We start from the raw sequence: 12,861 nt of genomic DNA, 5'->3' as shown, positions 1-12,861 counted from the left end.
TGTGCAAGTTGACGAAAGGGAAACGCTGAAATCTGGTAGGGTGCTGCACTGGCGCGCCCGACCGTTCCGCGTCGCGGAACAAGAAATCCAAGACCGCGATTGTGACTTGGGGCCGAACCATCAGCCAGCACGTGAAAGCGCGGGCGGTTCAGCCCGGCCCTCGGCGAAGGCGTTTTGGGCTTCATCCGTAAGGGCAAAGACACGGGGCGAGAGATGGTCAGCGGCGGCGCCGGCAGACCAACAAGATGCTGCGGCTGGCGCGGTGGCGGGTCGGGCCACTGCGATCAAGAAGGCGGTGCAGTCGCCGATTGCCTTCTTTCCAAAAAGCCAGATTTCCCGGTTTGTCGAACTGACGCCCGCCTTTCTGAACATCATTCTTGGCACAATGGCGGGGTGGTTTCAGCCGCGTTCCGAAAACGCGCTCGGATCATCTGAACCGACAAATGTGACCAGATTTTGTGATCCAACGCGCAAAGCATGCGTTGGGGGCGGCGATGTGACCTTCGTTCGCACGCCAAAAAAATACGGCCCTCAGCCACCCATATGCAGGTCCATTTCGACACGCTGCTTGAACCCGTCCTTGCGGGACCAGCCAAAATAGGTTTCGCCTGTTATCTTGGTGCCCTTGGTTGTCGCCTCGGGCTCGGGCCGCAGGGGCGGGCCGTCAACGCCGCAAGCTGCGAGCAGTACCAAAAAGGGCAACAATCGGATCACGCCAAAGCCTCTTTCCAGCGGGCAACCTGCGCGCGCACCTGTTCCGGTGCCGTGCCCCCGTAGCTTGTGCGCGATGCCACCGAGTTTTCAACCGTCAACACATCGAATACGCCAACGGTAATGCCATCGTGAACGGTTTTCATGTCGTCAAGGCTCAGCTCCGGCAGATCGCACCCCTTGGCTTCGGCCATGGCAACCAGCGCGCCGGTCACGTGATGGGCGTCGCGGAATGGCAGGCCAAGTTCGCGCACCAGCCAGTCGGCCAAATCCGTTGCGGTGGAAAATCCGCTGGCCGCTGCCGCGCGCAGGTTGTCCTGTTGCGCGGTCATGTCGCTGACCATCCCGGTCATGGCAGCAAGAGCCAGCATCAGGTTGTCGGCGGCATCAAACACCTGTTCCTTGTCTTCCTGCATATCCTTCGAATAGGCCAGCGGCAGGCCCTTCATCACTGTAAACAGCGCCACCATCGCCCCAAGGATACGCCCGATCTTGGCGCGGATCAGCTCAGCCGCATCGGGGTTTTTCTTCTGGGGCATGATCGACGAGCCGGTGCTGAACCGGTCCGACAAGGCCACAAACCGGAACTGGGCAGACGACCAGATCACCAGCTCTTCGGCAAACCGGCTGAGGTGCACCGCGCAAATCGACGCGGCCGACAGGAATTCCAATGCGAAATCCCGGTCAGACACCGCATCAAGGCTGTTGGCGGCAGGGGCATCGAACCCCAGGGCCTGTGCTGTCATGTGCCGGTCGATCGGGAACCCGGTGCCGGCCAGCGCCGCTGCCCCCAAGGGGCTTTCGTTCATCCGCTTGCGCGCATCCTGAAACCGGCTGCGATCACGCGCGAACATCTCGACGTAGGCCATCATGTGATGGCCCCATGTGACGGGTTGTGCGGTCTGCAAATGGGTAAAGCCCGGCATCACCCAGCCCGCGCCCGCCTCGGCTTGCGCCAAGAGCGCGTTCATCAGCGCCTCAAGCCCCTCAATCGCCGCGTCCGCCTGATCCCGAACCCAGAGTTTGAAATCCGTCGCGACCTGATCGTTCCGGCTGCGACCCGTGTGCAGGCGCCCCGCGGGTTCGCCGATCACCTCTTTCAGCCGCGCCTCGACATTCATGTGGATGTCTTCCAAGGCAGTCGAAAACTGGAACTCGCCGCTTTCGATCTCTGACAACACCGTGAGCAGGCCTTCCCGGATGGCCTTGGCATCGTTATCAGTGATGATGCCCTGCGCGGCCAACATGGCGGCATGGGCGCGCGAGCCTTCGATGTCCTGCTTGGCCAAGCGCTTATCGTACCCGATCGAGGCGTTGATCGCCTCCATGATAGCATCGGGTCCGGCGGCGAAACGGCCGCCCCACATGGCGTTCGAGGTCTTGTCGGTCATTCGGAATCACCCGGGAGTTGGGAATGAAATTGCTTCGGTTCGCTGTCCTTTATACGGCGCTGGCGCTCGGCGCAAATCCTGCGCTTGGGTCTGATCTTGCGGCTTTGCGCGACGGAACGATGCAAAAGCTGATTTTCCATGATGCGCCCCAGCAGACGCCCCCGGTCAACGTGACCACCCGCGGCGGGGCCGCGGTGGAATTGGCCGATTACCGTGGCAAGATCGTGTTGGTGAACTTCTGGGCGACATACTGCGCGCCGTGCCGCACGGAAATGCCGTCGCTCGATGCGCTTCAGGCGGAACTGGGCGGAGACGACTTTGACGTCGTCACAATTGCGACCGGGCCAAACAAAATGGCGGCGATCGACAGGTTCTTTTCCGAACGCGATATCGAAAACCTCCCGATCCTTTTGGATCCGCGCAGCAAGGCCGCGCGCTCAATGGGCGTGATGGCCTTGCCGATTTCGGTGCTTCTGGACAGGGATGGTCAGGAAATAGCGCGGCTGATCGGTGATGCGGATTGGCATTCAGACAGCGCACGCGCCATTGTTTCCACTCTGATCGCGGGTCACTAAATCACCCAGGTCCGCGAGAGGTGCTCGGCATCCTTGTTTATCAACTGCGCTTTCGTGCCGACTTCCTTGAGCTTTTGGTCAATCAGCGAGTGAAATTTGTCGAGGTTTTCGATGATTGACACCAGCCCTTCGTACTGATGCCCCATCCGGCCGCTTTCGACACGGCACATGACGCGAATTGAATCCAATCCGACAACCATTCTGCGCAATTCCTCAGCTTCCTGGGAAATGGTCTGGACCTGTTCAACAATTTGCTTCAACGCCGTTTCCGCACCCAACCGGCAGGTTTGGTCCAGATCGCGCAAACGCTGTGATTCGCCAGCGCAATCAATTCCTTCGGGTTGTGTGCCTTCGCTTTCGAGTTGCGCAATCACGTCTTGCATGAGGCGCGACCCGCACATGTTGAACAGACCGTCGACGTCGAGGTTGCTGGGCACCCCCTTATTCTGCCTTTTGTCGCTGGAAAAATCGTGCAGTTGCTGAACGACGTCTTCAGACATCGATTTGTAGTTCGCGGAAATAGCCGTGATGGGTCCACCGGAAGGTTCGATCCGTGACGCCATGATGCGAAGGTTGTTCGGAATCGCCTTGACCGCTTCGAAATGCGTGCCCAGTTCCGACTTTGATTTGCGCATTTCCCTAAGGCTTTGAACGATCTCGGATAGTCCGGTAATTTGGCGATCTTCGGAACGCTTCAAAGCGACGTCGCGCAGCTTCGTTTCCCGCATCAGAGCCTCGGCCTGAAACTGATCATGGCCTGAAAACCCGTGTGATTTCAGAGCGTCATTCAATCGCGCGGCGCTTTCTTCCGGATCCAGGTTGTTTTCGTGTTCTTTCTTGACCAGGTCGCCATATAGCGTCTCGACCATGGGCAGCAGATCGCTGGTCGGCTTGAGGTGGACAGAAACGTAGCCACCGTCGACCGGTATGACCACGGCAAACACCCAGAAATGCAGCCCGTCGCGCGCCCTGTTCTTGACGTAGGCACCAAACGGGCGCCCCGCGTTGATCGCGTCCCACATCAGCCAAAACACCGCTTTTGGCATATCGGGGTGGCGCAGGATTTTGTGCGGCGCGCGCAGCAAATCCGATGGCGGATAGTCAGCCACACTGGAAAAAGCACCATTGAATGCCTCAATGATCCCGCTTGTGTCCGTGCGAGAGAAGAACACATCCTTTATCGGGAATGGCGCCTCACCAGATGTGGGGCGATTGGAAAGGGTTTGAGATTGATCTAACATCTGTACCTCGGTCAAAGGGCCGTTTGCGTCTGTCTAACTCCACAGCCATTTCAGTAAGGTTAATCCGTGCGCGCGGGGCATCGGCGCGCGCGCAGACAGCGTATTTGTTTAGAAATTGCGGAAAAATATCACGAAATCCGGACGATACGGTGATTTTCCATGTAAAAACAACCACTAAGCCGCCTGATCACGGGACCTGTCCAGATCGTACCCAATTTTACGTTTTACCGCCTGTTAGTCCACATGGCGCAATTTGGGCATAAGCAATCTGTGGGAGATGTGGAATGTCGGGTGGACTACAGCAAAACGCGTATGAAACAGAAATGGGAAGCCCGTTGTCCTTGGCGGTTTCCCAACGTGACCGCGACACCATGGTCATGGTGCGGCAAGCTTTGGCGCAAAAACAGGTCATGCTGGCCTATCAGCCGGTGGTGTCGTCCATGCGTCCGGATACCGTCGCGTTCTACGAAGGTTTGATACGCGTCGTGGATACCAGCGGCCGGGTTATACCAGCCAAAGATTTCATGGAGACGGTCGAAACCCACGAGATGGGCCGCATCCTTGATTGCCATTCTATCGAATTGGGCCTGAAAACCCTGGCGCAAGTGCCGGGGTTGCGGCTTTCAATCAATATGTCCGCGCGATCAATCGGCTATCCCAAATGGCGCGAAGCGCTCAAGCGCGGGCTGGCGAGACAGCCAGATATCGCTGAGCGGCTGATCCTGGAAATCACCGAAAGTTCGGCAATGATCATGCCCGATCTGGTGAATGTCTTCATGAACGAAATGCAGTCGAAAGGCATCGCCTTTGCGCTGGATGATTTCGGCGCCGGCTACACCGCTTTTCGGTACCTCAAGGAATTCTATTTCGACATCATCAAGATCGATGGCCAGTTTATTCGCGGTGTGGCGAGCAATCCTGACAACCAGGTTTTAACCAACGCGTTGGTGTCCATCGCCCAGCATTTCGAAATGTTCACTGTCGCTGAATTCGTGGAAAACCGCGAAGATGCGGAATTCCTGATCGACGCGGGCCTCGACTGCATGCAGGGCCATTATTTTGGCGTCCCAACGATCCGTCCCAGCTGGTTGCCACAAGTCAATGCCCAGATGGCCGGCTAGTCACATCTGTTTGGGTAAACGTTCCGCAAAGTGATCCTCAACATTGTATATGCTGCAATTGCAGCTTAGCAAAAGGTATCTGGCAGATTCCGAAAGGGGCAATTGACACGCCTCTGGCGTGCCTGCCGTTGACCCGTAAGAGGAAAACATCATGACTCACGTTGTAATTGCATCTGCCGCGCGCACGGCTGTCGGCAGCTTTGGCGGAACCTTCGCCAATACACCTGCCCATGATCTTGGCGCCGCCGTCCTCGAGGCTATCGTAGAACGCGCGGGCATCGACAAGGCCGACGTATCGGAGACCATTCTCGGACAGGTTCTGACCGCGGGGCAGGGCCAGAACCCGGCGCGCCAGGCACACATCAACGCCGGCCTGCCGCAGGAAAGCGCCGCGTGGGGCATCAATCAGGTTTGCGGATCAGGTCTGCGGGCCGTTGCACTTGGCGCCCAGCACATTCTGCTAGGCGATGCTGATGTGATTGCAGCGGGCGGTCAGGAAAACATGTCGATGGCCCCCCATTGTGCCAACCTGCGCCAAGGCCACAAGATGGGCGATATGAAGTTCATCGACACGATGATCCGTGATGGCTTGTGGGACGCGTTCAACGGCTACCACATGGGCAATACCGCCGAGAACGTCGCAAACAAATGGCAGATCACCCGCGATCAGCAGGACGAATTCGCCGTCGCCTCGCAAAACAAGGCTGAAGCCGCCCAGAAAGCCGGGAAATTCGCCGACGAAATCGTTCCGTTCACCATCAAGTCCCGCAGGGGCGAGACGATCATGGAAAACGACGAATACATCCGCCACGGCGCGACAATGGAAGCCATGCAAAAGCTTCGGCCCGCATTCGTAAAAGACGGCACCGTGACTGCTGCCAACGCCTCGGGCCTGAACGACGGCGCTGCCGCCGTGCTTTTGATGAGCGCTGAGAACGCCGAAAAACGCGGCATACAGCCTTTGGCCCGCATAGTCAGCTACGCGACCGTTGGGCTTGATCCGGCGATCATGGGTGTCGGGCCAATCCACGCCTCGCGCAAAGCGCTGGAAAAAGCAGGGTGGAAGCCAGAAGATCTGGACCTCGTCGAAGCCAACGAAGCCTTTGCCGCTCAAGCTTGTGCCGTGAACAAGGACATGGGCTGGGATCCGGCCATTGTGAACGTCAACGGCGGGGCCATCGCCATCGGCCACCCCATCGGGGCGTCAGGGTGCCGTGTATTGAATACTCTGTTATTCGAAATGCAGCGCCGGGACGCCAAGAAAGGCTTGGCAACCTTGTGTATTGGCGGCGGGATGGGCGTCGCCCTGTGCGTCGCGCGCGACTGAGCGGAGACGGGCGGACCAAGTGGTCTGCCCGTTTTCTTCGGCGCTGATTCTTCCTATAAATCCAGACCAAATCGTTTTTTCCGGCGGCGGCCTGCGCTGCTTTTGACAAGGTGGGTTCATGACAACCCTTTGTCAGCACCGGCGCATTTCACGGATCCGCAAAAACTACGGGACACGTGGGCGCAGGGGGCCCAAGATGCGAAAGCAGCGCTTGACCTTGAGTCGAAAGCCTGATTTTTGGGAAGCAAGAATGTTGCGCAAACGATATGGTTTTAGTAACAGAATTACAAAGCGACTTGTATCAGATAGGAGGAAAAGATGGCCAGAGTAGCACTTGTGACGGGTGGATCCCGCGGCATAGGCGCCGCAATCAGCAAGCGACTGAAAGAGGCTGGCTATTCCGTTGCCGCAAGTTATGCGGGCAACGACGAGGCCGCCGCCAAGTTCACCGGCGAAACCGGCATCAAAACGTACAAGTGGAACGTCGCCGACTATGACGCATCGAAGGCCGGGATCGCTCAGGTCGAAGCCGATCTGGGTCCGATCGACGTGGTCGTCGCGAATGCCGGTATCACCCGCGATGCGCCGTTCCACAAGATGACCCCCGAGCAATGGCATGAGGTCCTCGACACCAATCTGACCGGTGTATTCAACACGGTTCATCCCGTTTGGCCCGGTATGCGCGAACGCAAATTCGGCCGCGTGATCGTCATCAGTTCGATCAATGGTCAGAAAGGGCAGTTTGCGCAGGTCAATTATGCTGCCACCAAAGCGGGCGATCTGGGCATTGTGAAGTCGCTGGCCCAGGAAGGCGCGCGCGCAGGTATTACCGCCAACGCGATTTGTCCTGGGTACATCGCGACGGACATGGTGATGGCTGTCCCGGAAAAAGTACGGGAAGGCATCATCAGCCAGATCCCGACCGGGCGTTTGGGCGAGCCTGAAGAAATTGCACGTTGCGTGGAATTTCTTGCATCCGATGACGCCGGGTTTATCAACGGCTCAACACTTTCTGCCAACGGCGCGCAGTTTGTCGTCTGATATCACCGCTACAATACAATGAGATAGATGCGAAGGCCGCCCAGTACGGGCGGCCTTTTGCTTGGGTCAGCTCTGCCGGGGCGCCCCCCCTGTGCGGGGTCCGGCCCAAGCTTTTTCACGTTAACAGCATATGGGTGGACCTGACTTCGGACTCTACGCAGTCAAATTCGCTTCATCGCAGCGCGCGAATGCACATCATAGCGCTACCAGTGGTGCGCCATTTTATGACACGTCTCTAGAGGGGCAGCAAAGGCGACCGCCGATTGCTGGCGGCACCAAACCACCTGCGCAACCCCCGGACCCTTCTACCATTGTCGGTCGAGCCGCCGCGCACGTTGAGAGGCGGCAGAACAAAACAGATCAGGCCACGGCATCGGCCCCGTCCGATGATCCGCGCAAAACTAGCAAATCACCGAAGGAACCGACGAAGACATCCAAGGTCTTGTTGCCAGCTGGATTGGACCTTTGCCTGTCCGAAACGGCAACTGCCCATGCGATTAAACGTGTTGAAGGCGCTCAATCTGGTCCTTGAGTTGCAGCTTCTGCTTCTTCAGTGAAGCGATTTCCAGACCGTTTACCCCAGGCGCGCGCTGCGCTTTTTCGATCCGCGTGGAAAGAGATTCGTGCTTCTTCTTCAGTTCCTGCAGGTGTGAACTCAAGCTCATGGGAAACTCCTCTCTGTTTCGTTCTTGGCGAATACCCTCAGTGCACCACACTTTCCGATTCTTGTCACGTTTCCGTCGCAAAGCACCGAGGAGATCAGTGTGCCGGACATTTCGTTACCAAAAGGTTAGTCCTGCCATGCCAAAGGTGCGCCATCGCGCAATACTTGGCGTGCCAATGGGGAATAGTCATCGCGATCTGCCAGGTGTTTGTCGCCATCATGCATGATCAGCGGCGCCAGCATACGAAACTCGGCGCGCCCGCCTTTGCGCGCTTGCAGCAGGACCAGACCGGCCGCACGTCCACAGCGCGCCGAGACAGGGCGCACCGCAACGGACCCGAGCCGAGCCGACACCGCTGCCAAAAGTTCGGGCAGCCGCGCCGCATTCTGAATCATTGTCAGATAGCCCTTGGGTGCAAGCCGGCGTGCAGCGACCGCGACCCATGTCTCAAGCGGCGTTTCCTCGCCCATGGCCTCTTCGCGTGCAGGCAGCGGCGAAGCTGTACCGCGCGCGCGATGAAAATAGGGCGGATTGGCGATAACGTGATCAAATCGTTCCTGCCGAATTTCAGCCGGTAAAGCGGTCAGGTCACACGCGACAATCCGCGCTTCTGCCCCATTCTGCTGGGCATTTATCCGCGCCAGGTCGACATAATTGCGCTGCCGCTCAATACCCGTCAGTGACAACCCCGGAACCCGCGCATTGAGACAATACAAGGCCGCGCCCACGCCACATCCAAGCTCGAGTACGGACTGCCCACCCCGCGTGTCGACGGCCGCAGCCAAAAGAACCGGGTCCACGCCCGCCCGATATCCCTTGCGCGGCTGGGTTAACTGGACCCGCCCGTCCAGAAACGCATCCACCGTCTGACTATCAGTCTGCAGTGACATTGTTTTCCTTCAGAATCGCCTGCGCCATGAACAAGTCAAAGTCTGCACCCATCAGGCGGCGCGGCAAGATGCCTATGCTGCCTTCAAGTATGCTTGTATGGACGTCCAATTCAAAGACGGCTATATCCTCGCCTTGAAGGAGCGCCTTGGCAAAGGCGATCACGGTTGGGTCGTTGCTGCGCAAAAGTTCTTTCATGTAAACGGTGTACCGGGATTGGTTGCATATTGTCGAGGCAGGGACGAACCGACATGGGGTTGGATACGGCCGTCAAAAAACCGCACGAGCAGTTAGCGGCCTTTCTGGCCGATGATTTGGCTGCTGTTGATGCGATGATCCGCGATCGAATGGCCTCTCGCCACGCGCCGCGCATTCCCCAGGTGACAGCACATTTGATCGAAGCGGGTGGCAAGCGTTTGCGCCCGATGCTTGTCCTGGCTACCGCGCGCCTGTGCGGCTACGACGGCGACGACCACGTCAAGCTGGCCACAACCGTTGAGTTCATTCACACTGCAACGCTTTTGCATGACGACGTTGTTGACGAAAGCGGACAGCGCAGGGGGCGGCCGACCGCCAATTTGCTATGGGACAATAAATCCAGCGTCCTGGTCGGCGATTACCTGTTCGCCCGCGCATTCCAGTTGATGGTCGCGCCGGGCGACATGCGCGTGTTGGAAATCCTGTCCAACGCTTCGGCCACGATTGCCGAAGGGGAAGTTCTGCAATTGACCACTGCCCAGGACCTTTCCACGACCGAGGATACCTATCTGACCGTCGTGCGCGGCAAGACCGCAGCCCTGTTTTCGGCGGCAACTGAATCGGGCGCCGTCTTGGCAAAGGCAGATGAGGATATGGCAAAGGCGCTGTTCGAATACGGCGACGCTTTGGGGATTTGCTTTCAGATCGTTGATGATCTTTTGGACTACTGGGGGTCAGCTGCGACCGGCAAGAACGTTGGCGACGATTTTCGCGAGCGAAAAATGAGCCTGCCGTTGATCAAGGCCGTTGCCCATGCCGACACCGACGAAATGATCTTTTGGAAGCGGACCATCGAAAAAGGTGATCAGCGGGACGGGGATCTTGACGCGGCGCTGGCGTTGATGGCCAAACACGGCGCCCTTGATGCGACGCGTGCGGAAGCACTGGTTTGGGCCGATACCGCCAAGCAGGCGCTATCCACGTTGCCCGATCATCCCATCCGCGCGATGCTGCACGACATTGCTGACTACGTGGTCGCGCGTATCACCTGATTGCACTGACGCGTATCCACCAATCTGGGTGCTGGCGCTGAAGGCGTTCAGCGCTGGCCGCGGCTTCCGTTTCTGATGCAAACATGCCCCAACAGGTGCTGCCCGACCCGGACATTTCGGCAACCCGGCAGGCCGGATCAGCCCAAAGCATATCCAACACCTCACCAACCACAGGGGCCATGTTTTCTTGGCGTATCACCTTGGTGAAATCGTTGCGCTGCCCGAGCAGCCACGTTTCGAAATCGTCCAGACAGGAATTTTCCGGCAACGGGTCAATCCCGTCGGGACTGAAATCGTGTTGCTGGTCATATTTGGCAAAGGCACGCGCGGTATCGACATGGGCCCCGGCATTCACAAGGACCAGCCAGGACTGTGGCAGCGCGACCGGGGCGATGTCCTCTCCGATCCCGCGCATGATCACTGGTCGTGGTGCATGCAGGCAAACCGGAACATCTGCGCCCAGTTGCGCCGCAGCCGCGTTGCCTGGCACGGGCACGCCCCACAACGCGGCCAGCAGGCGCAGCGCCACCGCAGCATCCGATGATCCCCCGCCAATACCGCCCCCATGCGGCAATTCCTTGTGCAAGCTAATTTGCGCCCCCTGTGTCACCCCATGACGACGCTGCAAGAGCCGCGCAGCTTTCATGACAAGGTTGCGGTCATCCGTTGGCACGCCGTTTGCGAAAGGCCCCGTGACGGTCAGCTGCAGCCTATCCGCTGCCTCGACACGGATCACGTCTCCGAAATCGGTAAAGACCACCAGCGATTCAAGCAGGTGATAGCCGTCGTCGCGCAGCCCGGTCAGATGAAGGCAGAGGTTGATTTTGGCCGGCGCAATCGCCTCAGTTGCCATTGGCCACCTTCAACGGCGCAGCCCCTTCTTCGGCCAACACCTTGTCCAGGCCGACCTCAAGCTTGCGGCGAATACGGTCCGGGTCGGCTTCGTTCTGGCTGTCCTCGGGGTCGATGAACGACAAGGCACGACGCCATTGGAACTCGGCCTCGCGATAGCGGCCCACAGCCCAATAAACATCGCCCAGATGATCATTGACGACCGGATCAACAGCCATCAGTTCAACCGCGCGCTCCATCTGAACCACCGCTTCGTCATAGCGCCCGACGCGGTAAAGCCCCCAGCCCAGACTGTCCGTGATATAGCCGTCGTTGGGGCGCTGCTGGACCGCTTTTTCGATCATCTCCAAGGCTTCTTCATAGTTGGTCTGCATTTCCAAATAGGAATAGCCAAGGTAATTCAGCACCTGCGGCTGATCAGGTTGCAGTTCCAGCGCCATGCGGAAATCTGCTTCGGCCTGGTCCCAGTTCTTCATCCGCTCATGGCAGATGGCACGAGCAAAATAGACCGCCCATTGCGGCGCCTCAGGTTCCCCATAGGCCTCAATCGCTCTGTCATAGCTCTCGATTGCTGCGTCATACTTCTCTTGCGCGCGGAGCGAATCCCCAAGCGTCACATGGACCGCGGGGATGTCGGCATGGGAAATGGCCAGTTGTTTGAGAACCTCGATCGCCGCGTCTTCGCGGCCCGACCGGCGCAATGCATCCGCGCGCCCCTGTTCGGCGGCATAAAACGCCCCGGCATCCCGCGGGACGGCGCGATAGGCTTCGACAGCCAGATCATACTGGCCCAGACGTTCCAGAAAGACAGCTGCCTGCAAATGCGCGTCGGTATGATCAGGCCGAAGCTCCTCGGCGATCCGGGCATAGAGCAATGAATAGGCATCGTCTGCCTCGCCATCGAGCGCCGATGCGACCGAAAAGAACACTTCGGCCATGCCATCCTGCACGCTGCGTACGGCGCTGCGCGGCAGTGCCTCTTTCGCGACCAGCTGATCCCGCATGGCCTGCATGCCCGGATCCAACTGTCCGCCGAAAATGGCATCGATCAGTTCAACGGCCTCGTCGTGCCTGTCCAGTTGGCTCAGCACTTCGGCCTGTGCGATGATCCCGCGCCGGGTCGGAGGCAATGCACCGCTGTCGAAAATTTCGGCCGCGCCTTCAAAGTCACCAACCAGAATCAAGGCCAGCGCCTTGTGATAAAGACCAAAGTTCTTCAGCCCCGGCGACTCGGCCACCGCATCAAACCGTGCCAGCGCGTCATTGACCTGCCCCTGCCCGGCTGCAGCCCAAGCGCCCAGCAAGCCATCGACCAAAGGGCCGACCCCATGGTCGGCATCAATCGTTTCGAGGATCAGATCGTAGTTTTCGGCCTTTGCCGCTTCGGACAGAATCACCATGTTCGCGATCTGATTGTCAGGCGCGGCATCGACCAACAGGCGCGCAATTGCTACTGCTTTGGACGATTTCCCCAAGGAAATCTGCGCAGCTATTGCGCCTTCCATCAGGGCCGGGTTCTTGGAATCGAAGGCCAACGCTTTTGCATAATAGGTGGCCGATTTCTCAAAATCATTGGCAATGGCCGCGCTGCGGGCCGCCAAGTAGGCACCCGGGTTTGGCGTCTCAGCAGCCCCGGGCAATGCGAACGCGCACAGCGCCGCCGCGAATATCGTTGATTTGAGCGCGAAACGCTGGGGCACGGGCTTGGCTCCTCGGGTGTACGTATCGCGGCAAGCCTAGTGTCGATGCGTCAGCGGTGCAATGCAGGCGCGCACCAAAGCGCGCCCACTGACACAACT

At 58.6% G+C, this 12,861-nt stretch carries 13 protein-coding genes; 5 read left to right on the top strand and 8 right to left on the bottom strand.

The window, feature by feature from the left end; all coding sequences use genetic code 11:
• Positions 1–531: 531 nt before the first annotated feature.
• Together ACP2AV_RS02635 and argH are read right to left on the bottom strand one after the other, a co-directional pair.
• Entirely contained in the window at positions 532–714 is a 183-nt protein-coding gene (locus ACP2AV_RS02635; RefSeq protein ID WP_426371099.1) for an argininosuccinate lyase, read from the bottom strand.
• Positions 711–2,102 carry an argininosuccinate lyase gene (gene argH / locus ACP2AV_RS02630; RefSeq protein WP_426371098.1) on the bottom strand — a complete coding sequence of 464 codons (1,392 nt, stop codon included), beginning with the start codon at positions 2,100–2,102 and terminating at the stop codon, positions 711–713. Before argH ends, ACP2AV_RS02635 begins: the two co-directional genes overlap by 4 nt.
• Before the next feature lie 23 nt (positions 2,103–2,125).
• Here argH and ACP2AV_RS02625 point away from each other — a divergent pair, with 23 nt between their 5' ends.
• Positions 2,126–2,677: a TlpA disulfide reductase family protein gene (locus ACP2AV_RS02625; protein ID WP_426371097.1), complete on the top strand. Its 552-nt coding sequence runs from the start codon at positions 2,126–2,128 to the stop codon at positions 2,675–2,677.
• On the opposite strand, the gene ACP2AV_RS02620 is transcribed toward ACP2AV_RS02625, so the two are convergent.
• Positions 2,674–3,918, bottom strand: a complete 1,245-nt coding sequence (locus ACP2AV_RS02620) for a PAS domain-containing protein (protein WP_426371096.1) — start codon at positions 3,916–3,918, stop codon at positions 2,674–2,676. The two genes, ACP2AV_RS02625 and ACP2AV_RS02620, sit on opposite strands and share 4 nt — an antisense overlap.
• A gap of 284 nt (positions 3,919–4,202) precedes the next feature.
• Between ACP2AV_RS02620 and ACP2AV_RS02615 the strand changes: the two genes are divergently transcribed.
• The 3 genes from ACP2AV_RS02615 (at position 4,203) to phbB (ending at position 7,407) form a co-directional block, all read left to right on the top strand.
• Positions 4,203–5,039: an EAL domain-containing protein gene (locus ACP2AV_RS02615; protein ID WP_426371095.1), complete on the top strand. Its 837-nt coding sequence runs from the start codon at positions 4,203–4,205 to the stop codon at positions 5,037–5,039.
• Between the two features lie 151 nt (positions 5,040–5,190).
• A complete protein-coding gene (locus ACP2AV_RS02610) occupies positions 5,191–6,366 on the top strand; it encodes an acetyl-CoA C-acetyltransferase (RefSeq protein ID WP_426371094.1) in 1,176 nt (391 codons plus the stop codon).
• Positions 6,367–6,684: 318 nt separating this feature from the next.
• Positions 6,685–7,407: an acetoacetyl-CoA reductase gene (gene phbB / locus ACP2AV_RS02605; RefSeq protein WP_426371093.1), complete on the top strand. Its 723-nt coding sequence runs from the start codon at positions 6,685–6,687 to the stop codon at positions 7,405–7,407.
• A 497-nt stretch (positions 7,408–7,904) separates the two neighbouring features.
• Here the strand turns inward: phbB and ACP2AV_RS02600 are convergent, their stop codons facing one another.
• From ACP2AV_RS02600 to ACP2AV_RS02590, 3 genes are all read right to left on the bottom strand, one after another.
• Positions 7,905–8,072, bottom strand: a complete 168-nt coding sequence (locus ACP2AV_RS02600; protein ID WP_426371092.1) for a YdcH family protein — start codon at positions 8,070–8,072, stop codon at positions 7,905–7,907.
• A gap of 125 nt (positions 8,073–8,197) precedes the next feature.
• Positions 8,198–8,962, bottom strand: coding sequence for a tRNA1(Val) (adenine(37)-N6)-methyltransferase (locus ACP2AV_RS02595; RefSeq protein WP_426371091.1), 765 nt, complete (start codon positions 8,960–8,962; stop codon positions 8,198–8,200).
• Entirely contained in the window at positions 8,946–9,158 is a 213-nt protein-coding gene (locus ACP2AV_RS02590) for a DUF2007 domain-containing protein (RefSeq protein ID WP_426371090.1), read from the bottom strand. Before ACP2AV_RS02590 ends, ACP2AV_RS02595 begins: the two co-directional genes overlap by 17 nt.
• 53 nt (positions 9,159–9,211) lie before the next feature.
• On the opposite strand from ACP2AV_RS02590, the gene ACP2AV_RS02585 reads away from it, so the two are divergent.
• On the top strand, positions 9,212–10,210 hold the full coding sequence (locus ACP2AV_RS02585; protein ID WP_426371089.1) for a polyprenyl synthetase family protein: 999 nt from the start codon (positions 9,212–9,214) through the stop codon (positions 10,208–10,210).
• Here ACP2AV_RS02585 and ACP2AV_RS02580 read toward each other — a convergent pair.
• Positions 10,203–11,063, bottom strand: coding sequence for a 4-(cytidine 5'-diphospho)-2-C-methyl-D-erythritol kinase (locus ACP2AV_RS02580; protein ID WP_426371088.1), 861 nt, complete (start codon positions 11,061–11,063; stop codon positions 10,203–10,205). The two genes, ACP2AV_RS02585 and ACP2AV_RS02580, sit on opposite strands and share 8 nt — an antisense overlap.
• Positions 11,053–12,762, bottom strand: a complete 1,710-nt coding sequence (locus ACP2AV_RS02575; RefSeq protein WP_426371087.1) for a tetratricopeptide repeat protein — start codon at positions 12,760–12,762, stop codon at positions 11,053–11,055. The genes ACP2AV_RS02580 and ACP2AV_RS02575 overlap by 11 nt, the downstream gene beginning before the upstream one ends.
• Between the last annotated feature and the right edge of the window lie 99 nt (positions 12,763–12,861).

This window comes from Aliiroseovarius sp. PTFE2010 (assembly GCF_049943335.1).
GTDB lineage: Bacteria > Pseudomonadota > Alphaproteobacteria > Rhodobacterales > Rhodobacteraceae > JBNFVY01.
Note: the sequence above shows the minus strand (reverse complement) of the source record. Positions and strands in the feature narration are given on the sequence as shown.